The 23,971-nt window shown below is 73.0% G+C and carries 21 protein-coding genes; 11 read left to right on the forward strand and 10 right to left on the reverse strand.

All coding sequences use genetic code 11. The annotated features are described in order from the left end of the window. Window positions 1–7: 7 nt before the first annotated feature. Both ACH4VX_RS34450 and ACH4VX_RS34455 read right to left on the reverse strand, forming a co-directional pair. The gene (locus ACH4VX_RS34450; protein WP_398373131.1) at window positions 8–769 is read right to left on the reverse strand and encodes a carboxypeptidase regulatory-like domain-containing protein; all 762 of its coding nucleotides are present in this window, start codon (window positions 767–769) and stop codon (window positions 8–10) included. Between the two features lie 247 nt (window positions 770–1,016). Next, a complete protein-coding gene (locus ACH4VX_RS34455; protein WP_398373133.1) occupies window positions 1,017–2,720 on the reverse strand; it encodes a glycoside hydrolase family 13 protein in 1,704 nt (567 codons plus the stop codon). Between the two features lie 390 nt (window positions 2,721–3,110). Between ACH4VX_RS34455 and ACH4VX_RS34460 the strand changes: the two genes are divergently transcribed. Then, window positions 3,111–3,911 carry a hypothetical protein gene (locus ACH4VX_RS34460; protein WP_398373135.1) on the forward strand — a complete coding sequence of 267 codons (801 nt, stop codon included), beginning with the start codon at window positions 3,111–3,113 and terminating at the stop codon, window positions 3,909–3,911. A 331-nt stretch (window positions 3,912–4,242) separates the two neighbouring features. Here ACH4VX_RS34460 and ACH4VX_RS34465 read toward each other — a convergent pair whose 3' ends face one another. Next, on the reverse strand, window positions 4,243–4,983 hold the full coding sequence (locus ACH4VX_RS34465; protein WP_398373137.1) for a GAF and ANTAR domain-containing protein: 741 nt from the start codon (window positions 4,981–4,983) through the stop codon (window positions 4,243–4,245). A gap of 67 nt (window positions 4,984–5,050) precedes the next feature. Then, a complete protein-coding gene (locus tag ACH4VX_RS34470; RefSeq protein ID WP_398373138.1) occupies window positions 5,051–6,394 on the reverse strand; it encodes a helix-turn-helix domain-containing protein in 1,344 nt (447 codons plus the stop codon). A 96-nt stretch (window positions 6,395–6,490) separates the two neighbouring features. Here ACH4VX_RS34470 and ACH4VX_RS34475 point away from each other — a divergent pair, with 96 nt between their 5' ends. Beyond that, entirely contained in the window at window positions 6,491–6,655 is a 165-nt protein-coding gene (locus ACH4VX_RS34475; protein WP_398373140.1) for a hypothetical protein, read from the forward strand. Window positions 6,656–6,775: 120 nt separating this feature from the next. Here ACH4VX_RS34475 and ACH4VX_RS34480 read toward each other — a convergent pair whose 3' ends face one another. Next, window positions 6,776–7,858, reverse strand: a complete 1,083-nt coding sequence (locus ACH4VX_RS34480) for a hypothetical protein (protein WP_398373142.1) — start codon at window positions 7,856–7,858, stop codon at window positions 6,776–6,778. A gap of 63 nt (window positions 7,859–7,921) precedes the next feature. Then, entirely contained in the window at window positions 7,922–9,160 is a 1,239-nt protein-coding gene (locus tag ACH4VX_RS34485; protein ID WP_398373143.1) for a PP2C family protein-serine/threonine phosphatase, read from the reverse strand. Window positions 9,161–9,269: 109 nt separating this feature from the next. On the opposite strand from ACH4VX_RS34485, the gene ACH4VX_RS34490 reads away from it, so the two are divergent. The 3 genes from ACH4VX_RS34490 to ACH4VX_RS34500 all read left to right on the forward strand — a co-directional run bounded on the left by ACH4VX_RS34490 (window position 9,270) and on the right by ACH4VX_RS34500 (window position 11,911). After that, window positions 9,270–9,713 carry a hypothetical protein gene (locus ACH4VX_RS34490; protein WP_398373145.1) on the forward strand — a complete coding sequence of 148 codons (444 nt, stop codon included), beginning with the start codon at window positions 9,270–9,272 and terminating at the stop codon, window positions 9,711–9,713. Between the two features lie 198 nt (window positions 9,714–9,911). Further along, a complete protein-coding gene (locus tag ACH4VX_RS34495) occupies window positions 9,912–10,820 on the forward strand; it encodes a hypothetical protein (protein ID WP_398373147.1) in 909 nt (302 codons plus the stop codon). Window positions 10,821–10,918: 98 nt separating this feature from the next. Continuing rightward, a complete protein-coding gene (locus ACH4VX_RS34500) occupies window positions 10,919–11,911 on the forward strand; it encodes an endonuclease/exonuclease/phosphatase family protein (RefSeq protein ID WP_398373149.1) in 993 nt (330 codons plus the stop codon). A gap of 145 nt (window positions 11,912–12,056) precedes the next feature. Here the strand turns inward: ACH4VX_RS34500 and snpA are convergent, their stop codons facing one another. Further along, a complete protein-coding gene (snpA, locus tag ACH4VX_RS34505; RefSeq protein ID WP_398373150.1) occupies window positions 12,057–12,746 on the reverse strand; it encodes a snapalysin in 690 nt (229 codons plus the stop codon). A 203-nt stretch (window positions 12,747–12,949) separates the two neighbouring features. Between snpA and ACH4VX_RS34510 the strand changes: the two genes are divergently transcribed. Then, window positions 12,950–13,876, forward strand: coding sequence for a LysR substrate-binding domain-containing protein (locus ACH4VX_RS34510; RefSeq protein ID WP_398373152.1), 927 nt, complete (start codon window positions 12,950–12,952; stop codon window positions 13,874–13,876). 25 nt (window positions 13,877–13,901) lie between these two features. Here the strand turns inward: ACH4VX_RS34510 and ACH4VX_RS34515 are convergent, their stop codons facing one another. Continuing rightward, window positions 13,902–15,968: a PhoX family protein gene (locus ACH4VX_RS34515; protein ID WP_398373154.1), complete on the reverse strand. Its 2,067-nt coding sequence runs from the start codon at window positions 15,966–15,968 to the stop codon at window positions 13,902–13,904. A 253-nt stretch (window positions 15,969–16,221) separates the two neighbouring features. Between ACH4VX_RS34515 and ACH4VX_RS34520 the strand changes: the two genes are divergently transcribed. Continuing rightward, complete coding sequence (locus tag ACH4VX_RS34520) at window positions 16,222–17,895, forward strand: VWA domain-containing protein (RefSeq protein ID WP_398373155.1); 1,674 nt, start codon at window positions 16,222–16,224, stop codon at window positions 17,893–17,895. A gap of 98 nt (window positions 17,896–17,993) precedes the next feature. After that, window positions 17,994–19,610 (forward strand): methionine--tRNA ligase, encoded by a 1,617-nt coding sequence (gene metG / locus ACH4VX_RS34525; protein ID WP_398373156.1) that lies wholly within the window; start codon window positions 17,994–17,996, stop codon window positions 19,608–19,610. A 70-nt stretch (window positions 19,611–19,680) separates the two neighbouring features. Here the strand turns inward: metG and ACH4VX_RS34530 are convergent, their stop codons facing one another. Both ACH4VX_RS34530 and ACH4VX_RS34535 read right to left on the reverse strand, forming a co-directional pair. Continuing rightward, a complete protein-coding gene (locus ACH4VX_RS34530; protein WP_398373157.1) occupies window positions 19,681–19,890 on the reverse strand; it encodes a DUF397 domain-containing protein in 210 nt (69 codons plus the stop codon). Continuing rightward, window positions 19,887–20,762: a helix-turn-helix domain-containing protein gene (locus ACH4VX_RS34535; protein ID WP_398373159.1), complete on the reverse strand. Its 876-nt coding sequence runs from the start codon at window positions 20,760–20,762 to the stop codon at window positions 19,887–19,889. Before ACH4VX_RS34535 ends, ACH4VX_RS34530 begins: the two co-directional genes overlap by 4 nt. A 152-nt stretch (window positions 20,763–20,914) precedes the next feature. Here ACH4VX_RS34535 and ACH4VX_RS34540 point away from each other — a divergent pair, with 152 nt between their 5' ends. The 3 genes from ACH4VX_RS34540 to ACH4VX_RS34550 all read left to right on the forward strand — a co-directional run bounded on the left by ACH4VX_RS34540 (window position 20,915) and on the right by ACH4VX_RS34550 (window position 23,603). Continuing rightward, on the forward strand, window positions 20,915–21,346 hold the full coding sequence (locus tag ACH4VX_RS34540; protein WP_398373161.1) for an ATP-binding protein: 432 nt from the start codon (window positions 20,915–20,917) through the stop codon (window positions 21,344–21,346). 303 nt (window positions 21,347–21,649) lie between these two features. Then, window positions 21,650–22,555 (forward strand): helix-turn-helix domain-containing protein, encoded by a 906-nt coding sequence (locus ACH4VX_RS34545; RefSeq protein ID WP_398373163.1) that lies wholly within the window; start codon window positions 21,650–21,652, stop codon window positions 22,553–22,555. 175 nt (window positions 22,556–22,730) lie between these two features. Beyond that, window positions 22,731–23,603: a hypothetical protein gene (locus tag ACH4VX_RS34550; protein ID WP_398373164.1), complete on the forward strand. Its 873-nt coding sequence runs from the start codon at window positions 22,731–22,733 to the stop codon at window positions 23,601–23,603. Window positions 23,604–23,971: the final 368 nt, after the last annotated feature.

Raw genomic sequence — 23,971 nt, forward strand, 5'->3', positions numbered from 1 at the left:
CGCCGGGTCAGCGGGCCGGGACGGCGTCCCCCACGGTGATCTGGATCTGCTCGCTCGACGCGCTCACGCCGTTCAGGGCGGCGGTGGCCTGGAGCCGGTTGGGGCCGTCCGGGAGGGCGGGCCCCGGAGCGCAGCTCCAGCGGCCGTCGGACCCCGCGGTGTCGGCGCACACCTCGTGGCCGTCCTTGTCGGAGACGGTGATCCGCGCGCCCGGGTGGGCCGTACCGGCGATCACCGGCCGCGCGCCCAGCGGCACACCGGACTCCGGGCGGGTCAGGGCCGGCTCGGCCAGCCCCACCGTCACCTGACAGCCGCCGGTCGCCCGCGCCACGCCGTCCGCGTCCGCGAGCCGCAGGACACATCCGCTCAGCCTGGTCCCGGGCACCGCGTCCGCGGGCACCGCCAGCACGAAGGGGAAGGTGCCCACCCGCCAGGGCCGCTCCGCCGAGACCGCGGTGTAGACGGCGCTGCGGCCGTCGGCGGCCACGGCGCCCCGGTAGCCGGGGGTGTCGAGGGACAGGCCCGTCACCCGGGTCCCGGCGGGGGCGGTCAGGGCCAGTGTGGAGCCGGCGCCGAGGGCGGGCCCCGCGAGTCCGGCGGCCTCGACGATGCCGTCCCGGCCGGGCGGGATCGTCACGGCACCCCAGAGCACCCGGTCGTGCGCCACCGGGGCGCGATCGGCGGCGAACGCCCCGCCCGCGGGCCACGCACCCGCGAGAATCCCGGCCGCCGTCAGCGCGGCGGCCGCTGTCCTGCTGGACCTGTTCATCGTCGGCGGGCTCCCTGTACGGCCGTCACGGACACCCCCGGAACCGATTCTGCCGGTACGTTCGCGCAGGTCGCCCACGCTGAACGGCCGTACGGGTGGCCGTACGGCGCCGGGTCGGACACCTCGGGGCCCGTCGCCCCGTACCCCTGCCGGGTCCCGCCGCGGGACCGGCATCGTCCCGAACGCCGTCGCGCGCTTCTCCTGACGGCAGCCGCCCCGGCTCCGGTGGGCCGGGGCGGTGTGCGGGTCAGTGACCGAGCCAGGCCGTGGTGTCCGGGCCGAGGCGGCCGTCCTCCAGGGGTGCGCTGGTCAGCAGGACCTCGCCCGCCGGGAGGGAGACCGGGTCGGGGGACAGGTTGGCCACACAGCGCCAGCCGTCTCCGCGGTCGAACTGCAGGACCCCCGCCGGGGTCTCCTCCGCCCAGGTCAGCGTCTCGCCGTCGATCAGCTTGCGGCGCGTCCGCAGGGCCGTGCGGTACAGCTCCAGGGTCGAGCCCTCGGCCCCGTCCTGTGCCTCGACGGCGTACGCGGCGAAGGACGGCGGCTGCGGCAGCCAGGCACCGGCGGCCCCGAAGCCGTACGACGGACCGGTCGTCGTCCACGGCAGCGGTACCCGGCACCCGTCGCGGCCCTTGCGGACGTGCCCCGTCTGTTCCCAGATCGGGTCCTGGAGGACCTCGGTGGGCAGGTCGGCGACCTCGGGCAGGCCGAGTTCCTCGCCCTGGTAGACGTACGCCGAGCCGGGGAGCGCCAGCATCAGCAGGGTGGCGGCGCGGGCCCGGCGCAGACCGGCGTCCGGGTCGACGGCGGGGGCGTGGCCGCCGGCCAGCAGCCAGGCGTTCTCGTCCGTGTCCGGCGGCAGCATCAGGCGGGAGGCGTGCCGGACGACGTCGTGGTTGGAGAGCACCCAGGTCGCCGGGGCACCGGCGGTGCGCGCGGTCTCCAGCGAGTCGGTGATGACCCGGCGGAGCTCCTCCGCGTCCCACGCGGCCTGCAGGTACTCGAAGTTGAAGGCCTGGCCCAGTTCGTCCGGACGGGCGTACAGGGCACGCCGGGCGCCGGGGACCCAGGCCTCGGCGACGGCCATGCGGGGCGGGGAGTAGGCGTCGAGGATCTTGCGCCAGTCGCGGTAGATCTCGTGCACCTCGTCCCGGTCGTAGAAGGGGTGGGTGCCGGGCGGGAAGTCGGTGAGGGCGCCCTCGCGGCTCCGCTCGGGGCTTCCGAGGTCGCGCAGCGGCTCGTCGAGGTCCTTGGCGAGGGCGTGCGCGACGTCCACGCGGAAGCCGTCCACGCCCCGGTCGGCCCAGAACCGCAGGGTGGTGCGGACGTCGGCGCGGACGTCCGGGTGGCTCCAGTCGAGGTCGGGCTGCTCGGCGGCGAACAGATGCAGGTACCACTGTCCGTCCGGCACCCGCTGCCAGGCGCTGCCGCCGAACACGGACTGCCAGTCGGTGGGCGGCAGCTCGCCCCGTTCCCCCTTGCCGTCGCGGAAGACATAACGGTCGCGGGCCGGGGAGCCGGGTCCGGCGCGCAGCGCCTCCTGGAACCAGACGTGCTGGTGGGAGGTGTGGTTGGGGACGATGTCGACGATCACCTTCAGGCCGAGCCGGTGGGCCTCGGCGACGAGCTCGTCGAAGTCGTCGAGGGTGCCGAGGCGGGGGTCGACGTCGCGCGGGTCGGCGACGTCGTAGCCGCCGTCGGCGAGTTCGGAGGGGTAGAAGGGGCTCATCCACAGGGCGTCGACGCCGAGGGCGGCGAGGTGGGTGAGGCGCCGGGTGATGCCGCGCAGGTCGCCGAGTCCGTCACCGTCGGCGTCGGCGAAGCTGCGGGGGTAGACCTGGTAGACGACGGCCTGCCGCCACCAGTCGGGGTTCTGGGGGGAGAGGTCGGGCGCGGCACCGGGGGCGGGGTGCGGCGGCCGGGGATCGGGCGTGGTGGTGCGATCGGTCACGCGGTCTCCTCTGGGTGCGTGCGGGTACCGGCGGAGAATCTGTCCGGACCACCTTGACGTGCTTTCCGGCCCGAAGGCCGCAGATCGCGGTCCGAGTCGCCGGCCCTTCCGGCGGCCTCCTGCTTCAACGCGCTGTGCCGGGACTTTCGTCCTGGTCCCGCCCGCGTTTCCCGCCCGCGCTCCACAAGGCGTTCCGCGTCGTGGTCACGGTCGTGCGCGGTCCTGCGGGGACCGCTGCGCAACGGCCGCCGGCACCTGCGCGGGCCGGGCACGTTCCCCGGTGCGGGTGGCTCACCCGGACGGCGCGCCGCGCTGGTGGGGCGACCGGCGGGGTGGTGCCGTGGGAACACGTCCGCTCCTGGACGGCCCGGTTCCCCCAGGAGGCACCCGATGACCCATGCCCCGGCCGCCACCCGCGCCCTCCTCGCCTCCGCGCTGTCGGTGACGGCCCTGCTGACCGCGGCGGCCTGCGTGGCCGGCGACCGGGAGGTGCCTCGCGCGCTGCCCGCGGGCGTGTCCGATCCCCCGACCACATCCTCCGCCTCGCCCGCCGCCGAGCAGCCCCCGCCCGGCCCGCCCGCGCTGAGCGAGGAACAGCTGCGGGCGGCGCTGATCACGGAGACGGACCTGGGGGAGCCGTGGATGACGAGCCGGGGCGCGGCGACCTGGCGGGACGGGATGCTCAAGGCGAAGACGGAGAACGCCGACTGCCACCGGCTGCTCGACGCCCTCTACACGGAGGAACTGTTCGGCCCGCCGTCCGGACCGAGCGCCACCGCCGCGCTCGACGACGCCTACAACGACTCCCAGCTGCACTACCAGGTCGCCGCGCACCCGCCCGCCGACGTGGACCGCGTCCTGGCCTGGATGGAGGCGCTGCCGGAGAGGTGCGAGCGGTTCGAGGCGACGACCACCCGGGCCGGCGCCCAGCTCGTCGAGGTGGCGGAACTCCCGCTCCCGGAGGCCGGCGACGCGCGGGCGGGACTGCGGCTGACGATGACCGGGAAGGCGTCCGACGGAGTCCCGACGTATCTCACCGTGAACCTCGCGGCGGTCCGCGTCGGCGAGGACACGATCACCCTCACCAACGGCGGCCTCGGACCGGTCCTCCCCGAGGTCACCCAGGCGATGACCCAACTCGGCGCGGACCGCCTGACGGACGTCGGCCGGCAGGCGCGGGTACGGGTCTGAGGCGGGGGAGCGCCGGGAAGCGCAGGATCGACTCGGGCGGCCCACGGCCTGTCCGGCCTCGACCGGGTCCGCGCCCGTGGTCCCGCGGTACAGCCTGATCGCCCGGATCCTCTTCCTCCCGGCGGGCCGGGGCGAGGATCTCGTCCGCTCCCGGCACCTCCTCACCGAGGTCCAGGTGCCGCATCACCACGTCGAGTTCGCGCTCGATGCGGGCGGCGCGGCGGTCGGCGCGGGAGAGGTGGCTCCGGATCGTCATGCCGCCGAGGATCACGACGCGGGCGAGGAGGAGGATGGCTGTGTCCATGGCCGTCAAGGGCAGGAGACCGCGCGGTCAGGGCGTGTCGAAGCGCCGGCGGTGGGAGACCACGTCCAGGGCGACCTCCAGGGCCGTGCGGTCGTGGGCGAAGGCGTCGGCGCGCAGGCGGGCCAGGGCCTCGTCGGCGCCGACGCCCAGCTGGGCCATGATCATGCCGACGGCCTGGTGGACACGGTCGTGGTCGGCGGCCAGCCCGCTGAGCCAGGGTTCGTCGCCGTCCAGGAGGCCGTACGGCAGATCCATCAGCGCCACCGTCATGACGCCGGCGACGAGCCGGGCCACCCGCAGCTGGCCGTCGGTGAGTCCGCCGGGGGTGTCACGGTAGAGGTCGAGGGTGCCGACACAGACGGCGCCGCTGCCGAGGGGGAGCGCGTACACGGCGCGGACGCCGGCGCCGAGCGCCTGCTGGGCGAAGACGGGCCAGCGGTCGGCGCAGCCGGCGGCGGCGAGGTCGCGGGCGAGGACCGGCGTGCCGGCCTCCAGGACATGGCGGCAGGGGCCGTCGCCCAGGGTGGCCTGGAGCTGGGCGAGACGCGCGGCCTGCGGACCGGAGGCACCGAGTTGTACGGGCATGCCGTCGCCGCGCAGCGACACGCTCGCCCCGTCCACCGGCAGCAGCGCGACGGCCACCGCGCACAGCCGTCCCGGCACGTCGGCCGGCTCGGCGTCCCGCAGCTCCGCGGCGATCACGCCGATCACCTGTTCGTCCTCCCGGCCCGGTTCGCCCTCGGGGCCGTCCCTGGGCCGCACGCCCACCGCCTCCTTCGGCCGTCCACCCCGGAAGTGAGCCCCCGACTACCCGGCCCGCCCCACACCGAAACGGTCAGAGCGGGGGTTGTGCCGGGGCCGGCCCCAGGGTCGTGGTGCCCGGGGCCGTGCGGTGGCCCAGGCCGGTGCGGTAGGCGTCCAAGGCCGCCTCGACGCGGCCGGTGCGGCGCAGCAGGTCACCGAGGAGGCGGCACAGGTCGGCCAGGTCGCCGGCCGCGCCCGCGCGTTCCAGCAGGCTCATCGCGCGAACGTAGTGCTCCTCGGCCCGCTCGGCGTCGCGGGCGTCCTCGGCGATGATGCCGAGCAGCCGGTGCGCCGCCGCCGCGTGCACCGCGCCCCGCTCGGGGGAGAGCCCGCCGAGCACGTCCTCCAGCAGGGCCGCCGCCTCCTGGGAGCTGCCGCGCCGGCGCAGTACGTCGGCCAGCTCGACGGTCACCTGGCTGCTGTAGAGGGACGCCCGCTTGGCCGACAGCATCTCCAGCGCCTCGCGCATCTCCTTCTCGGCGCGCTCCAGTTCGCCGTTCTGCGCGTACACGTAGCCGCGCATCCAGTGGCAGTTGGCCAGCTCGGTACGGAGCTGCAGCCCGCGGTACAGCTCCGCCGCCTTGGCCAGCGAGGCGTCCGCCTCGGCGAGGCGGCCCTCGGCGAGCAGGGTGCGGGCCACCGACCGGTGCATGCGCGCCACCAGCGCCGGGTCGCCGGACTGCGGCGCGAGCGCCAGCGCGAACTCCGCCGCCTGCGCGGCCCGCGCGTGCGCGCCCATGTCCATGTACGGGCCGATCGCGCTGGCGTAGAGCAGCAGCAGCGCGTCCGGGTCGTGCAGGCCGCCCCGGTTCAGCTCGTCGATCGTGGTCTCGAGGAGGTAGACCGCGTACCGCAGCTCTCCCGCGAGGTAGTGCGCGACGGCCCGCCCGCGCAGCGCCGGCACCCGTGCGGGCAGCGGCGCCTCGGCGAGCCGGGCCTCGGCCCGTTCGAAGTGCCGGCGGCCCCCGGCCAGCTCGCCGGTCTCCAGCGCGCACTCCCCGAGCCCGAGCAGCGCGGCGGCCTGCTCCTCGGCCAGGCCGTGCGCCTCCGCCTCGGCGAGCAGCCCGGCGTACTGCTCCACCGCGGCCTCCGTCTCACCGACGGCGAGCGTGCGCTGCGCCTCGGTCAGCCGCAGGTGCAGCTCGGTCACGAGCCGGGCGGAACGTCCGGTGGCCAGTTCGTCGAACGTGACTCCGAGACGGTCGGCGAGATGCCGTAACGCGTCGTCGGAGGGGCGCACCCGTCCCGCCTCCAGCGTGGAGATGTACGCGGGCGTGTACACCGGCTCCGCCAGCTGTTTCTGGGTCAGCCCGCACCCCACCCGCAACTGCTGCACCCGCCGCCCGATGGTCGCCGGCTCGTCCCGCTCCCCCACGCCAACTCCCCAGTGCCTCTTGCCGTTCGTGCTCGACAGCCCCTAGGTTAAACCGCGAATTAAACATGCTTAACCCGTTGCTGTTGCGAGGTCGCCGTGCTGGAACCCACACGCCCCACCGAGCGTTACGCCCGTGGCTTCGCCGCGGCCGTCGCCGCGGTCGCGGCGCTGGTCCTGGCGGCCAACGCGGGCCCGGCCAAGGCCGCCGACCCCGAGCCGCACCGACAGCCCACGACACCGGTGGAAGCGGCGGTCCGGTAGGGGCGGTGCGGTGCGTTGGGGGCACGCCCCCAACGCACAGGTACGCGGATGACGAGGACCGTCGCGGGCACGGTTCCCCGGCCCGTCGGGCGGGCAGGGCCTCACGGGCCGGGCCGGAGCTCAGTTCTGCGTCTGCAGCTGCCGCAGCTGCCGGCGCACATGGTCCAGGGCCCCCTCGCGCCGCCCCGGCACCAGACCGCGCAACTCCGCGAGGACCGCACCGAGTTCGCGGGCCCGGGCCGGGTCGCCGATCCGGCCCCACTGGTGGTGCGCCCGGTCCACGGCCGTCTCGACGGCGGGCGCGTCCGCCGGCTGCCCGGCGGTCAGCCGGGCGCTCGCGACGGCCAGCCAGGTACGGCAGCTGCGCGCCGCGTCCCCGGCCAGCATCGCCAGGTCCGCCCGGACCTCCGCCCAGTGCAGCGCCTCCTCGGAGGCCGGCCCGTGCGCCAGATGGGCCGCCTGCTCCAGCCGCGCGGCGAGCGCGTCGGCGTCCGCGTGCCGGCCGGAGCGCACGGCGGCGGTGACGGCCGCGTGCGGATCGCCCGGCACCGGCCCGCGCCGCGCCAGCAGCAGATCGGTGCCCGCGCTCTCCGGCGCGATCCGCGTCAGCGCCTGCTGGTGCAGCTCCTCGTCCGGCGGACGCCGTCCGCTGCGCAGGATCGTCGCGACCGCCTTCATGTACGCCGGTGCCGTGACCCCGCGACGGGACGGCGGCGGGGGCGCGACACGACCGTAGACGGCGTTGTCGGGACCGCAGTCGAGCGGGGACGGGCCCGGCGGCCGCGCCGCGCTCAGCGCCTGCCAGGTCTCCGGGTCGGCGTGCAGATCGAGGAACAGCGTCGTCGCCCCCGCCGGACGCAGCCGCAGTTCCTCCCGGAACCAGTGCCACGGCAGCCCGGTGTACCGCACGGTGGACGCGGTCGTCCGGGCCAGCGCCAGATGCGGCAGCCGCTGGCGGCGGTCGAGCTGGAGCTGGCCGGCGACGTACACGGTCAGCGGTCCGGGCGCCGCGGCGGCGGCGCGCAGCCGGGTCAGCACGGCCTGCGGTTCCAGCGGGTCGGCGAGTTCGACGACGTTCGCGGTGTCCGCGCCGGACAGCACGGCGGGCGGCACGGCCGCGAGGACCGGAAGCACGGATGCCGCGTCCACCAGCCGCCCGCGGCCCAGCGGCGAGGCCGCCAGCAGCAGCACGGTTCCGGGCATGGTCCCCTCCCCTGTCGATCACCTACGGCAGCACGGTAACCGCTGCGGCTGCGAAGGGTGATGTCAGTAGGGTGAACGTCCCCCTTCGGGGCCTTCGCCCCCCGGCTCGCGGGGCACACGGAGCGCACGGGGCGCACTGATCCGTCGTACCGCGAAGGCGGTGGTGTCGTCGACCAGGTGCCCCCGGCTGTGCCGCAGCGTCCCGTCCCGTACGACGGCGACCAGCCGGCCCGGTGCGGCGATCCGCGGGTCCGCCGCCACCGCCCGGGCCAGGTCGTCGGCGAGCCGGTAGAAGTCGCCGGCGCCGTCCCGGGCCTCGGTCACACCGTCGGTGACCAGCAGCAGCGTCTCGTCGGCGGCGACCGGCACCCGGCACACCGGCGGCTTGCCCGGGGCGAGGTCGCGGCAGCCGAGCGGGAGACCTCCGCCGGCCGGCAGGGACCGTACGCCGTCGGGACCGACCGCCAGCGGGGGTTCGTGCCCGAACACGACGGCGTCCACGACATCGGGGCGGTCCGCCGGGAAACCGAGCAGCACGGCGGTGGCGAAGCGGTCGCCGTCGCCCCGGCCGAGCGCCGTGGTGTACTCGCGGTGCCGCAGCATCCGCTCCTCCAGCCGGTCGGCGACCGCCGTCAGCTCCGCCTCGTGGTAACCGGCCTCGCGGAACGCCCCGAGCAGCACCGACGCCGTCTCCACCGCGCCCAGCCCCTTGCCCTGGACGTCACCGACGAACACCCGGGTGCCGTACGGGCCCGGCTGGATGTCGTAGAAGTCGCCGCCGACGCGGGCCTCGGCGTCCGCGGTGAGGTACACCCCGGCGTGCTCCAGGCCGCCCCAGCGCGGCGGCAGGGGGCGCAGCACGGTGCGCCGTACGGTATCGGTGACGTCCCGCATGTGCAGCGCGCGGCGCTCACCGCGCACCCGCACCGCGCAGGCCAGGGTGGCGAGGACGCCGCCGGTGGTGACGAGGATGAAGTCGGGCAGTCCCGCCTGGAACTGGTGCGGCCAGGCGTTGTCCACGAGGGTGTAGGCGCCGATGGAGAGCACGGCGAACAGGGCCGTGCCCCACACCCCGCAGATCGCGGCGGCGATGCCCGGCACCAGCACGATCCAGGAGATGATCCGGAACTCGCCGGTGGTGTTGTAGTCGGCCACCGCGATGGCCGTGAGCAGCAGCAACGGCGGCACCCAGGTGATGCTGCGGCCCCTCAGCCGCAGCATCTCGTGCCGGTGCACGACGTCGCGCCGGCCGGCCGGGGGGTACCGGTCGTGCAGGTCGTGTCCCCCGCTGCCCGGACTCACGGCCCCAGCGAAACACGGCGCCGTGCGGCCCGCATCCGGTCTCCACTTGCCGACGGGCCCGGGGAGGTGTGCATTGGTGGGGCGGGGGCGAGGAGAGAGGAGTGCTCCCATGACGCACGCGGCACCCCGGTCCCGGGGAACGATCGAGCGGGCCGGCACGACCGACGTCTTCAGCGCGCGCACCCACCAGGCGGCGAAGGTCGTCGTACCCGTCCTGCTCGGAGTCGTGTACGGCTACTGGGTGGCGGCCAACCGGCGGTACGGCGGGCCGATCACCGTGGAGAACTTCCTGTACGGCTTCTTCGCCGGCCTCGTGTTCTCCCTGTTGTTCATGACGCTCCTCGCCCTGGCCCCGAAGGTGCGGCGCGAACTGCACGCGGTGCTCTGGGCCGCCCTCAGCGGCAGCGCACTCGGCTTCCTGGTCATGCAGGCCCCCAGCCCCGGCGTCCTGCGCTCCACGATCCTGGGCCTGCTGGTCGCGGCGGGAGTGTTCCTGACGATGTTCTACCGCTTCTACACCCGCGAGGACGCAACGGGCCACCGGGTGAGGTGAGGCCCGCTCCCCGCTCCCCGCGGGCAGTCGTGCCGCAGGACGGCACGGGTGGGCTGGGGGTACCCCCTCCGGGGGAGGCACCCCGCCGGCGCCGGGCAGCGCGAACACCCCCGGCCCACTCCAACGCGGGCCCCGCACAACCGCCCGTTCGGGCCGCCAACATTCGCGCCCCCCGCCCACGCCCCCTTGACTGAGGGTGTGGCCCCCCACAGCACCCGTCTCCGCAACGCCCTGTCGGCAGCCCTCGTCGCCCTCGCCTGCCTGCTCGCCCCCTGCGGCGCCCTGGCCGCCTGGGCGGCCTTCGGCCTGGCCGACACCGGGCGCTACGTCGACACCGTCGCGCCGCTCGCCGCCGACCCCGACATCCGCGACGCCGTCGCCGACGCGGTGGGGGACGAGGTCGTACGAGAGCTGGACACGGAGACGGCCGGCGCCCCCCTCGGACCCTTCGTACGCGACGCGATCCGCTCCTTCACCCGCACCGAGGCGTTCCGCACGGCGTGGGAGGCAGGAAACAGAGCCGTCCACGACGCCGTCCTGCACGCCCTGCGCGACGACGCGACCACCCCCGGCCCGGTCACCGTCGACCTCGCGCCCGTCACCGCGCGGGTACGAGCACAGCTCGCCGCCGACCACATGCCCTTCGCCCACCGCATCCCCGTCGAGCACACCGAGGTCGCGGTGGTGCCGGCCGGGGAGGTGGCCGGACTCCGGAAGGGGTACCACGTGCTGGACGCCGCCGCCTTCTGGCTGCCGCTCGCGACCGTCGTCCTCGCCGTCACCGGGATCGCCGTCGCCGCCTGCCGCCGGCGCGCGCTCACCGCTACCGGCCTGGGCACGGCCCTGGGCGGCGCCCTGCTCGCCCTCGCGATCGCCGTCGGCCGCCGGCTGACCCTGGCCGACCTGCCCGACCGTGTCCACCGCCCGGCGGCGGCCGCGGTCTACGACGCCCTCACCGCCACCCTGCGCACGGCGTCCTGGCTCCTCCTCGCCCTGGGCCTGACGGTGGCCCTGGTCTCCTGGCTGACCGGCCGCCTCGGCCCCCGCCGCGAACCCCCGGTTCCCGCACCCGTCCCGTCCCGGCCCTCGGCCAGGGCCCGGACCTGACGCCCCCGGGGTGGCGTCCTCCGGCAACCGGGCGTCGTTCCGCCACGTCCTTGAGGGAGGATTCGGGCATCCCCACCCGCGAGCGGAAGGCCGGGACGTTGGACACTGCGACTGCCGACCCGTCGGTCACCGGAGCCGGGCGGACGGGGGGACGGCGGCGGCTCGGCACCTGGTGCGCGGGACTGCTGTTCGCCGGGGTGAGCGTGGTCGTCGGCTGCCGGACCGCCGACACCGACGGCATCACCCCCGTGCCCCAGCTCCTCGCCTTCCTGCCCTGGCTGCTCGTGCCCACGGCCGCCGGGCTGCTGTTCACCCTGTCCGCCCGGTGGTGGACCGGCGCGGTGTGGGGCGTGGCCCTGCTGGGTCTGCTGGCCTGGTTCATCGAGCCGTACGGGAAGACCGGCGATCCCACGGGTCCACCCGTCGCCGAGCTGCGGGTGCTGACCTCGAACGTGGAGTTCGGGCAGGCCACCGGCGCGCTGATCGACGCCGTACGCCGTGAGGAACCGGACGTCGTGTTCGTCCAGGAGTGCGAGTACACCTGCGACGCGGCCCTGGAGCGGGAGCTCGCGGACGTCTATCCGCACCGGCGGGCCGTGGAGGGCGGCGGCTCCGAGGGGTCCGTCGTCCTCAGCCGCTTCCCGCTCGGGGCCACCGGCGGCGTCCCCGGCACCATGGGCATGCCCGGCGCCGTCGCCGACGTCGACGGGCACGCCGTACGGCTCCAGCTCGCGCACCCCGTGCCGCCGGTGCCCGGCCAGGTGGAACTGTGGCAGCGGGAGCTCGGCCGGCTGCGGGACGCGGCCGCCGCCGGCCGGAACACCCCGACCGTGCTCGCCGGGGACTTCAACGCCTCCCAGGACCACGCGGCCTTCCGCCGCATCCTCGACACCGGCCTGCGCGACGCGGCCCGCCTGGACGGCGCCGACCGGACCCCGACCTGGCCGTCCCGCACCACCCCGGCCTTCGGCACCCAGATCGACCACGTCCTGGTCTCCGACGACTTCGCCGCACACCGGGCCCGCTTCCTCGACCTCACCGACACCGACCACCGCGCCCTGGTCGTCGACCTGACACTGCACGCCTCGTGACTGCGGGCAGTCGTGCCTCCCCCAGTGCCTCAAGGGCCTGGGAGGCACCCCCAGGGCGGCACGGGTGGGCGCAGCGGAACCGGCAAGCGCCGCGAGCCGACACACCCCCCGGCCGCCACCACACCGTGCGGCTACCGGCTACCGGCTACCGCGAGGACTTCTGCAGCGCCTTCTCCGCCTTGTCCAACGCCGCGGCGAACCCGTTCGCCCACAACTGGTTCACCCGCGACCGCTCCGCCGAGTTGGGGTAGGCGTTGGTGCAGGACGTCCCGGGACCGCCCCCGGACATCAGCTCACTGCACGGCCCCGAATAGTGGTCCGGCAGCCCGAGCACGTGCCCGGTCTCGTGCGCGGTCACCCGCGTCGAGTTGTACGTCTGGTTCTGCCGGTAGTCGAGGAAGACGTAGCCCCGCCCGTGCCCGTCGGTGGACGCGTACGAGCCGCGCGAGTCGTTGCCCTCGTAGTACGAGAAGTCGGCACCCGACGTACCGGCCTGAAGTCTGACGTTGGACACCGAGCCGTTCCAGATCTGCGTGCTGCGGGCTATCTGCGTGGCGAACGACGGCGCCCGGGAGGCGTTGTAGACGACGGTGACGGCGGCCGCGCTCGTCGGGTTCGCGGCCCGCTTCTCGGCCGCCGACTTCAGTACGGCCTCGAAGAAGGCCCTGTTGGCCGCCGCTTCCTCCGGCGAACCGTCGTACGCGGCGTACGAGGCGGCGTACGAAGCCGCGTCCACAGGGGCGGGGGCGGCAGTCGCCGGGGCCGTGCCGAGGCCGAGGGCCGCGAGGCTCAGGCCGGCGGCGGTGAGTACGGACATGGGCATGCGCATGCGCATCGATGACTCCTTGAGGTGGGGGTTGAGTCACATGTCACCGAGGAGTGTCCGCGCCCATGCGGCGGCTGTGATGATGGCAACCGGTGATAGGACCGTGCTATCGCCCGACTCCGGCCACCCGGCCGCACACGCCCGACTCCGCCTGAACGGACGGGGTTTGTGTGTCTGGTGAAACCTGAACTTCCGCCTTACCCTCCCAGGGCATGGAGCTTGAGGTCAGGCACCTCAGGGCGCTGTGCGCGATCGCCGACACCGGCAGTCTGCACCGAGCCGCACGCCAACTCGGCGTGGCCCAGCCCTCGTTGAGCACGCAGCTGCGGCGCATCGAACAGGAGCTGGGCGGTGCCCTGTTCGTCCGCGCGCGCACCGGCTGCCGTCCCACCCCACTGGGCCGGCTGGTGCTCAGCCGCGCCCGTCCGCTGGTGACCGAGCTGCGCTCCCTGGTCACCGAGGCCCGCGCCGCCGCCGTCGGCGGCCGGCAGCTGCGCATCGGCTCCACCGCCAGCCGGGCCCTGGCCGGCTGGCTGCGCCGACTGCGCCGGCACTGGCAGGAGCCCACCCTGCACATGGACGTCTCCGCCAACGCGCTGCTGCGCATGGTCGCCGACGGGCAGCTCGACGTGGCCTTCGTGCACGAGGTCGAGGGCTGCCCGCTGCGTGTCCCCGAGGGCCTGCGCATCCGGGTCCTCGTCGAGCGCGAGCCGCAGTGCGTCTCGCTGCCGGCCGACCATCCGGCCGCCGCGCACCCGGTCGTCCACCTGTCCGACCTGGCCGGCGACCGCTGGATGATCGACCCGGCGGTCGACGGCGAGTGGGACGCCGTACGCCGGGTCCTGCGCGCCGCCGGGATCAGCCCGCGCGTGCTGCACGGCGACTACCACACGGCCGCGTCCCTGGTCGCCATCGGTGAGGTCGTCACCGTGTGCCAGCCGACCTCGCCCTCCCGCCCCGAGACGGCGGTGCGACGGCTGCACGGCGACCCGCTCGGCGTACGGCTGCTGCTGGCGGCGCGTACGGAGACGGAGCTGGAGGGCGTCTATCCCGATCTGGCCGAGGCGTACCGGGAGGTGGCGCGGCAGGCACCGGCGTACCGGGAGTGGCTGGATCAGGACCTGGTTCCCGGTCCCTGAGCCGGCCACCCCCGGACCGCTGGGGTCAGACGCCGATGTCCCGGCCGTCCGCGCGCCACACCGCGACCACGGCCGGGCGGACGTACGTGCCGGGCCCGTCGGGCCAGGTGCTGGCCGGCCGGTCCACCGTCGCCCCGTCCACCTCGCCCGGGTGCTGCACGGCGACGAGCACCCGCCGGTCCTGGATGACCGGACCGCAGGTCTCCGCACCGTTGGGCACGGTGAGGAACTGCTTCAGCTCACCGCGCCGGTCCCCTCGCGTGGCCACGCCGAAGAGACCGTCGTGGGAGCCGAGGGCGCTGCCGTCGGTGGAGATCCACAGGTTGCCGTGGTCGTCGAAGGCGACGTTGTCCGGGCAGGAGATCGGGCTGACGGAGTCCTTCGGGAACCCGGCGAAGTACGTCGCCGGGTCCTCCGGGTCGCCCGCGACCAGGAACAGCGACCAGGCGAAGCGGGTGCTCTCCGGCCGGTTCCAGCGCTCGGTCAGCTCCAGGACGTGGCCGTGCTTGTTGGCGTGGCGCGGGTTGGCCTCGTCGGCCTTGGGGTTGGAGCCGACGCCGCGGTTGGAGTTGTTGGTGAGGGCGACGTACACCTTGCCGGTGACCGGGTTGGGCTCGATGTCCTCGGGCCGGTCCATCTTGGTGGCGCCCACCTTGTCGCCGGCGAGGCGCGTGAAGACGAAGACCTCCTCGGCTGTCATGCCCTCGACGTGCGAGACGGCGCCGTCGGCGGTGGCGGTGGCCAGCGGGATCCACTGGCCGCTGCCGTCGAACTCGCCGTCCTTCGGGAGCCTGCCCGTGCCGTCGATCTCGATGGCGGGCGAGTCACCGGTGAGCCTGGCGACGTACAGCGTGCCCTCGTCGAGCAGCGAGAGGTTGTGCTCGCGGGCGGAGCGGCTGTTGCCGTGCCGCATCCGCTTGCTGCCGACGAACTTGTAGAAGTAGTCGAACCGCTCGTCGTCACCGGTGTAGACGACCGGACGCCCGTCGTGCGTCAGCCGCACGGTCGCGGCCTCGTGCTTGAACCGGCCGAGCGCGGTGTGCTTGCGGGGCGTGGAGTCGGGGTCGTACGGGTCGAGTTCGACGACGTAGCCGAACCGGTGCGCCTCGTTCGGCTCCTGGGCGAGGTCGAACCGCTTGTCGAACCGCTCCCACTTGCGCTCGGTGGCGCCGGTGCCGATGCCGTACCGCTTGTCGGTCGCGCTGCTGCCGTGGGCGAAGTACTGGTTGAAGTTCTCCTCACCGTGCAGGGTCGTGCCCCAGGGGGTGGTGCCGCCGGAGCAGTTGTTGAGGGTGCCGAGCACCTTGGTGCCGCGCGGGTCGGCGGAGGTCTTCACCAGGTCGGACCCGGCGACGGGGCCGGTGAGCCGGAACTCGGAGGTGGCGGTGAGCCGCCGGTTGAGCCGGTGCCGGCCGACGGCCGTCAGCTTGCCGCTCCTGCGGTCCTCCTCCACCGCGACCACGCCGAGCCCGTGCGCGGCCCAGGCGATCTCCACCTGCTCGCGGGTGGGGTTGTCGGCGTCGTAGTCCCGGAACATCAGGATCTCGTCGGTGTACTCGTGGTTGGCGACGAGGAGCTGACGGCCGTGCTCGCCCTTGAGGGGCAGCAGCGAGAGGAAGTCACAGTTGTAGCCGAACTGCCCGGCCTGCGCCTCGGCGCTCTGCTTCTCCGGGTCGAAGGCGGGCGCGCCGCGCAGGATGGGCTCGCCCCAGCGGATGACGACGTTCTGCCGGTAGCCCTCCGGCACGGTCACGGCGTCGTGGGTGTTCGGCGCGACGGGCGTGAACCGCAGGCCACGGGCGCCCTGGGGTTTGTGGCCGCGGCTTTTCGCGGCAGGCGCCGCCTGTGCCTCGGGCGCGGCGACGCCGACCGCTCCGGCGCCGGCCGCGGCGACGGTCACGACGGCGGCGGCGCGCATCATGGAGCGGCGGCTGAGGGCGCCGGCGATGACGTCACCGACGTACGCGTTGGAGCTGGTGTTGGGCACCTCGTGGAAGCAGGCGTCACCACACCGGAAACGGCAGGTCATGGCGGACCGGCCGCCGGGGTGGGAACCGGACGGCGTTCCGATCAGCGGCAGCGGCTTTCGCACGTTTTCTCTCCTTGGGTGCCCGTGGTCTCAGCGTGACCGTAGGAGTACATGCGTGCGGTGGCCGGGCGCCGGGATGAACGGTGAGTGAACCTGCGGAAGCATCTGGGAAGTCGTACCGGGCCGAATCGCGCCCTTGACATATACGATTCCGCAAACCCAACCCTGCCCAAGATCGCCCTTACGGGCCGCTAACCTTACGTGTCCGTCCTGGCCAGGGATTGACGGGCATCAACTCACGCGAAGGGTTGCGCACATGGGCATTCTCACTCTCCTGCGGAACGCGTTCGGCCGGTCACGCAAAGCGACGCCCGCCGAAGCGGGGGGTGCGGTGGACGCCGCCGAGACGGCGAGTACGTCCACGACGTCGCCCGCCCCGAAGGTCCCCTCCCCCTCCTCCGAGCCCACCCCACCGTCCCCCACGGTCTCCGTCCCGGAACCCCGCGGGGAACACGACCTGGTCTCCGAAGCCTTCGACAAGGTCACCACCCGCTCGGAAGCCCTCTCACCCCCGGACCCGACCCCCACCCGGACCCCCGAGGCACCCCGGACCCCCAAGCCCGAACCGGACGCCCAGCCGGAGGCAGCGGCCGAGCCCGAGGTGAAGCCCGAGGCCGAGGCTGCCGCCGAGGCCGAGCCCGAGCCCGAGGCCGAGCCGGAGACCCAGCCGACGGAAAAGCCCGAGGCTGACACCAAGCCGGAACCGAAGGCTGAGGTTGAGGCCCAGCCGGAGGCAAAGGCCGAGGCTGACACCAAGCCGGAACCGAAGGCTGAGGTTGAGGCCCAGCCGGAGGCAAAGGCCGAGCCGAAGGCTGAGACTGAGCCGGAGCCGGAGCCGGAGCCGGAGCCGGAGCCGGAGCCGGAGCCGGAGGCCAAGGCCGAGACTGAGCCCGAGGCCGAGGCCGAGGCCGAGCCGAAGGCTGAGCCGGAGGCCGAGACTGAGCCCGAGGCCGAGCCGAAGGCCGAGCCGAAGGCCGAGCCGAAGGCCGAGCCGAAGGCCGAGCCGAAGGCCAAGGCTGAGCCCGAAGCCGAGCCCGAGGCCGAGCCGAAGGCCAAGGCTGAGCCCGAAGCCAAGGCCGAGGCCCAGCCGAAGGCCGAGGCCCAGCCGAAGGCCGAGGCCCAGCCGGAGGCCGAGGCCGCCGATGGCGAGGACGCCCCACAGGGGCCACCCGCACCCGACGACGAAAGCAGCACGGGTGGTGCGGGTGGGAACGAATCCCCGGCCGAAGGCGAAGCCGAGGCCGAACAACCCGCCCCCCAGCCCACCGCGGCCAAACCCGCCACGCCCGCCACAAAGCTCCGCGACACCACCCTCACCACCGCCCACAAGGCAGCCGGCGCCACCCTCGAGAAACACGACCTCACCGGCACCCGCGCCAAGGTCTACCTCGTCCTCGACCGCTCCGCGAGCATGCGCCCGTACTACAAGGACGGCTCCGCCCAGGCCCTCGCCGAGCAGGCCCTCGCCCTCGCCGCCCACGTAGACACCGAGGCCACCCTCCACGTCACCTTCTTCTCCACGGAGGTGGACGGCACCGGCGAACTGACCCTCACCGACCACGAGAACAAGATCGACGAGCTGCACGCCGGCCTCGGCCGCATGGGCCGTACCAGCTACCACGCGGCCGTCGAGGCCGTCCTCGCACGGCACGCCGGCGAAGCAGCCGGCACCCCCGCCCTGGTGATCTTCCAGACGGACGGCGCGCCGGACGCCAAGACCCCCGCCACCCAGTCCCTCACCGAATCGGCGAAGAACCACCCCGGCGTCTTCTTCTCCTTCGTCGCCTTCGGTGAGCACGACAACAAGGCGTTCGACTACCTCCGCAAGCTGAAGACGGGCAACACCTCCTTCTTCCACGCGGGCCCCACCCCCCGCGAGCTCACCGACGAGGAGCTCTACGAGGGTGTCCTGGCGGCCTGGCGCCCGTAGCCGCCTCCTCGCTTCTCCTTCGGGGGGCGGACGGGATTCCCGTCCGCCCCCCGAAACGCGTGTGAGCCGGCCTGCCCGGGGCCAGTAGGATTTCGACCATGGCGGCCACTGGATCCGAGAAGCAGGGGGCGAAGGCGTACTACGTCTCGACCCCCATCTACTACGTCAACGACGCTCCTCACCTGGGCCACGCCTATACGACCGTCGCAGGCGACGTGCTCACCCGCTGGCACCGCCAGCGCGGCGAGAAGGTGTGGTACCTCACCGGCACGGACGAGCACGGTCAGAAGATCATGCGCACGGCCGAGGCGAACGGGGTCACCCCGCAGACCTGGGCCGACAAGCTCGTCACGGAGTCCTGGGAGCCCCTCTGGGAGCACCTCGACATCGCGAACGACGATTTCATCCGCACCACGCAGAAGCGGCACACCGACCGCGTCCAGGAGTTCGTGCAGGACCTGTACGACAAGGGCGAGATCTACAAGGGCGGCTACGAGGGCCCGTACTGCGTGGGCTGCGAGGAGTACAAGCTCCCCGGCGAGCTGCTCGACGGCGAGGGCGAGTACGCGGGCCAGAAGCTGTGCCCGATCCACAAGAAGCCGGTGGAGATCCTCAGCGAGGAGAACTACTTCTTCAAGCTCAGCGAGTACGGCGAGAAGCTCCTCGCGCACTACGAGGCCAACCCGGGCTTCATCCAGCCGGAGTCGGCGCGCAACGAGGTCGTGAACTTCGTCCGCCAGGGCCTGCAGGACCTCTCCATCTCCCGTTCGACGTTCGACTGGGGCGTGCCGGTCCCGTGGGACGACAAGCACGTGATCTACGTGTGGGTCGACGCGCTGCTGAACTACGCCACGGCGGTCGGCTACAACGAGAACCCGGAGAAGTTCGGGTCGACGTTCCCGGCCGACGTGCACCTGGTCGGCAAGGACATCCTCCGCTTCCACGCGATCATCTGGCCGGCCATGCTGATGGCACAGGGCCTGCCGCTGCCCGGGAAGGTCGCCGCGAACGGCTGGCTGATGGTCGGCGGCGAGAAGATGAGCAAGTCCAACCTGACCGGCATCAAGCCGCAGGACCTGACCTCGCACTTCGGCGTGGACGCGTACCGCTGGTACTTCCTGCGGGCGATCGCCTTCGGCCAGGACGGCAGCTTCTCGTGGGAGGACTTCTCCGCCCGCTACACCAGCGAGCTGGCGAACGACTACGGCAACCTGGCGTCCCGCGTGGCCGCGATGGTCGGCAAGTACTTCGGCGGCGAGCTGCCGGCGGCGACGGCCGACGGTGACGCGGAGAAGGCGATCCACGACGGCCTCGCCAAGGCCGTCACGGAGGCCGACCGGAAGATCGGCGAGGAGCTGGACTTCCAGGGCGGCATCCTGGCGGTGTTCGACTTCGTGAAGCAGGTCAACGGCTACATCACCGAGCAGGAGCCCTGGAAGGTCGCCAAGGACGACTCGCCGGAGGGCAGGGCCCGCCTGGCGACCATCCTCTACACGGCCGCGGAGTCCCTGCGCGCGGTGGCGGTCCTCCTCAACCCGATCATGCCGGAGACCTCCCAGAAGCTCTGGGACTCCCTCGGCGCGGAGGCCGGCCTCGGCGCCCTCGCCGGCCAGAAGGTCCAGGACGCCGCCACCTGGGGCATCCTGCCCGCCGGCTCGACGGTCACCAAGGGCGCGGTCCTCTTCCCGCGTCTCGAGGAGAAGCCGACCGCGTAGGACGTACGACGTGTGTCCAGAGGCCCGGAAACGGCATGTTCCCGGGCCTCTGCGCTGTGTCGTTGCCGGGTCAGCGTTCCGAGGTGTACGCCACGAAGTCCGACCACGCGCCGGGCGCGAGCGCCAAACGAGGGCCCTCGACGTTCTTGGAGTCGCGGACGTGCACGGTGCCGGGGGTGAGAGCAAGCTCGACGCAGGAGTTGCCGTCGTTGCCGCTGCTGTAGCTGCTCTTGAACCACGCCAGCCCGGAGGCGTCCCCGGCAGTGGTCTTGCGGATCATGTCTCTCCCAGCAGTTGTTCGATGAAGGCCAGCGACTCCCGTGGCGAGAGGGCCTGAGCCCGGATGGTGCCATACCGCAACTCAAGGATGCGCAGGTGTTTGGGTTCTGAGGTCGGCCGACCGTTGAACGCACCATCGGAGCGGCCCACTGCCGAACCGTCTGAGAACTTCAGCAGCTCGATCTTGCCGTCCATACCGGAGTGCGTCTCGCAGTTCAACGGCATCACCTGAAGAACGACGTTGTGCAGCCGACCCACCTCCAACAGACGTTCGAGCTGCTGACGCAACACCATTGTGCCCCCGATCGGGCGGCGCAGAGCCGCCTCTTCCAGGACGAAGCTGAGCGCGGGCGCGGGTGAACGCTCGTAGATCGACGAACGAGCCGTGCGTGCGGCCACCATCCGCTCCACCTCCTCCGGGGAGTAGGGAGGCTGCATGGCTTCGAACAGGGCGCGTGCGTGGTCGGGGACCTGCAGAAGTCCGTTGATGCCGTTGCTCTCGTAGATGCCGATCTCTACCGCCTGGGCCTCCAGCTTGGCCAGCTCCCGAACCGTTTTCGGATACCGGACCTTCTTCACGTCCTCCCAGGCCGCCGCGACGAGTCCGCCCGCGTCCAGCACCTCGTCGGCCCTGTCCAGGTACTCCTGTCGGGGAATCCGCTTGCCGCCCTCGACCTTGTAGACGAGGTCGTCCCCGTACCTGACCGCCGCCGCGAAGTCGGCGACCCGCATCCCCACGGCCTCTCGCCGCAGCCTCAACTGACGGCCCACCGTGGTGAGAACGGCCACGCCCCACTCGTCGTCCGGATCCACCTCCCACCCCGGCTCGTCCGCCTCGGTCCGGAGCCGTACCGCCTCGCCGTCCACCGACATACCGCACCCCTCTGTCGTACCGCCGTGCCGTAACGCCCTTGCCCGCAGGCCGGTTCCGACGGTTCGGACAGCGGCCGACAAGCCCCGACAGTCACCCTACGTGTCGGGGCTGTCACTGTTCACGGTAGGCACGTCCGGCCACTCTCGATGAGGTGAACAGCGAAAAGTCCACCCAACTTCTCTCACCCGCCGACCACTTCAGCGTGCTCCTGTCACCCACACCCCGCGGCGCCCGCCTCGCCCGGCTGCTCGCCACGGACTGGATGCGCGACCGGGACCTGCCCCACCCCACCACCGAGGCCGCCGAACACCTCGTCGGCGAACTCGCCGCGAACGCGGCCACCCACGGCCGGCTCGCCGGACGCGACTTCCGCCTCGCCCTCCTGGACCGCGACCGGACCCTCCGCATCGAGGTCACGGACACCCGAGGTGACGACCTCCCGCTCTGCCGCGCGCCCACCCCCGACGCCGAGTCCGGACGCGGCCTGCTGCTCGTCGAGGCCCTCGCCGATCGCTGGGGCGTGCGGCTCGGACCGGTCCCCCGCAAGACCGTATGGGCGGAAATCGATCTACCGCCATCCTGACCTGCGAAAACGACACCGGCACCGGAACACACCCGGTCGAGTTCCGGTGCCGTCGGCCGTCTTTCCCCAAGGACCACGGGAGAGAAAGAAACCTCACCAAACCCCACCCCTCCCGCCCACGGCTCACGCTCACTCGCGCGAGTGAACATCACCGACTGGACTGGATATGTGACGGATTGTCAGCTCTACGCTCAGCGCAGCACAACACAGCACGGCACACGGCCTCAGACATGCAAACGGCCCCCGCCGGGAGTGACGTCCCGGTGCGAGGGCCTACCCACCAAGGAAGAAAGAACCTTCCCGATGGACACCCAAAACACTAGCGTGCCCCCGCACGCCGAGTCCCGTAACAACGGGAAAAACCACCCCTCCCGCCGCATTCACGCGAAGCGGCACCCCGGCGGAGTCACCCACGACAACGCCCGCCACACCACCCGCTTCACGGTGGTCGGCAACCACCTCACCCAGCACCCGGACCTCTCCCTGCTGGCGATCGGACTGGCCTGCCACATCCAGTCACTGCCCACCGGCGCCCCCATCGGCATCAAGCCCCTGGCCGCCCGCTTCCCCGAGGGCCCGACCCGGATCGCCGCCGCCCTGCGCGAGCTGGAGACCCACGGCTACCTGCGCCGCATCCGCGAACGCACCCCGACCGGCCGCATCGTCACCCGCACCGTCTCCTGCAACCAGCCCGGCCGACGCGAGGCCACATCCGAAACGGGCGAGGCGCCCAAACCCCCAGCCCGTCGCGCGGCCACCGCCCCGCAGCAGGAATCCGCACGCCGTCGCGCCCTCCCCGCCGTACCGAAGCCCTCCTACACCTCCCCCGACCTCCTCCAGGAGGCCACCGACGTCCTCGCCGGCCTCCGCCGCGAGGACCCCCGCCTGCTGCTCTCCGCCACCGACGCCGAACACCTCGCCCCCGGTGTCGCCGCCTGGCTGGAACGCGACCTCACTCCCACCGCGGTACGCAAGGCCCTGGCCGGAGACCTGCCCCTGGAGCCCTTGATCCGGCCCGCCGCCTTCCTGGCCCACCGACTGACGGCCAAACTGCCGCCCCTCCCGCCGTACCGCGCCCCCGAGCAGTCCCCACCCGTCCGGCATCCCCTGCGCAACTGCGAAACCTGCGACCACGCCCACCGCGGCCCCGACCCCCACCACTGCCAGGGCTGCCTCGCACTCCGGCAACCACCGCCCGCGGCCCCCTGACGAGCCGACCAAGCCCCGCCCGCCGGAGACCGGCTCGCAGCCGCCTTCACCCGTCCAGGTGAACATCACCCACTGCGCCGCGTCGGACCTGGTGACAGGCCTACGTTCCACACAGAACGCACGGGCATGTGCCAGAGGCAATGCCCCTTCCCCCCTCACCCTCACAGGAACCCGTATGGTCAACTCGCCCCACGAGGCGATGCACCGCATCTTCCAGCAGTACCCGGGGCTCTTCTCCGGGGTGTCCGAGGTCCTCGGTATCGACTTCCCCCCGCCCACCTCGGTCACCGTCCTGCCCAACGACCTCACCGAGACCAGCCCCGTCGAACGCCGCGTGGACACGCTCCTGCGGCTGGACGCGGAGGACGGCGAGCCGCTGCTCCTCGCAGTCGAGGCCCAGAGCGGGAAGGACCCACACAAGCCCGCGAGCTGGGCGTACTACGCCTCGTACCTGCTCACGAAGTACCGGCTGCAGCCGATGCTGCTGGTCGTCTGCCAGGACCGCGCCACTGCGGAATGGGCCTCACGTGAGGTCAACTTCGGTCCCCGCCAGTGGCCCCTGCTGACCTTGCGGCCACTCGTCGTGGGACCGCACAACATGCCGGTGATCACCGACCCGGCCGGTGCCCGCAAGGACCTCGCCCTCGCCACGCTGGCCGCGATCACGCACGCCACACATCCGGACGCCGGGGGCATACTCAAATCCATGGCGGCCGCTCTGCGGGACACACCGCAGAGCATCGCCGACCCGATCATCGAACTCGTCGCACAAGGCCTGGGCAAGCACCCGGCCGCAGATCTGTGGAGGAAACTGGTGGCCGTGGACCTCTCCTTTTACAAGTCGGACCTCTCCGAGGGAATCCGGGACGAAGGCCGGGCTCAGCGCGGGGCCGAGGACGTCCTGGACATCCTGGACGTGCGCGGCATCGACGTCCCCGACGCGGTCCGGGAACGCATCACCGGCTGTGGCGACCCGGAGATCCTGCGCCACTGGCACCGCCGTGCCGTCACGGCCCCCACGGCCGAAGAGATCTTCGAAGACGAGTAGTCACCGTGCCCGGCGACAGCCGGCGCGAGCGCAGGCGCGCTCCCAGCGGGACGATATTGCGAGGCGAGCGCGCCACACGTCTCCGCAGACGAAGCGGCCGGTCCGGGGCTACGTGGACCGGCCGCTTCACAGCGAGGGTCAGCACAGTGGCGGCCGCTGTCCTGCATGCGTGCGGCAGGGGTCCGGCGTCTGGCGATGCCGCACGAGCGGGGTCAGTTGAAGGCCGTGGCCACGGCGTCCGAGAGCTGGTTCAGTATGTCCCGCGAGAGTCGCACCGAGCCGGTGAACGAGAGGAAGCCGTGAACGGCTCCCTCGACCGGGAGGTGCTGGACCGGCACGCCGGCATCGGCCAGTTTGCGGGCGTAGTG

Origin of the sequence: Streptomyces sp. NPDC020731 (genome assembly GCF_044334705.1) — a bacterium.
Taxonomy (GTDB): Bacteria; Actinomycetota; Actinomycetes; order Streptomycetales; family Streptomycetaceae; genus Streptomyces.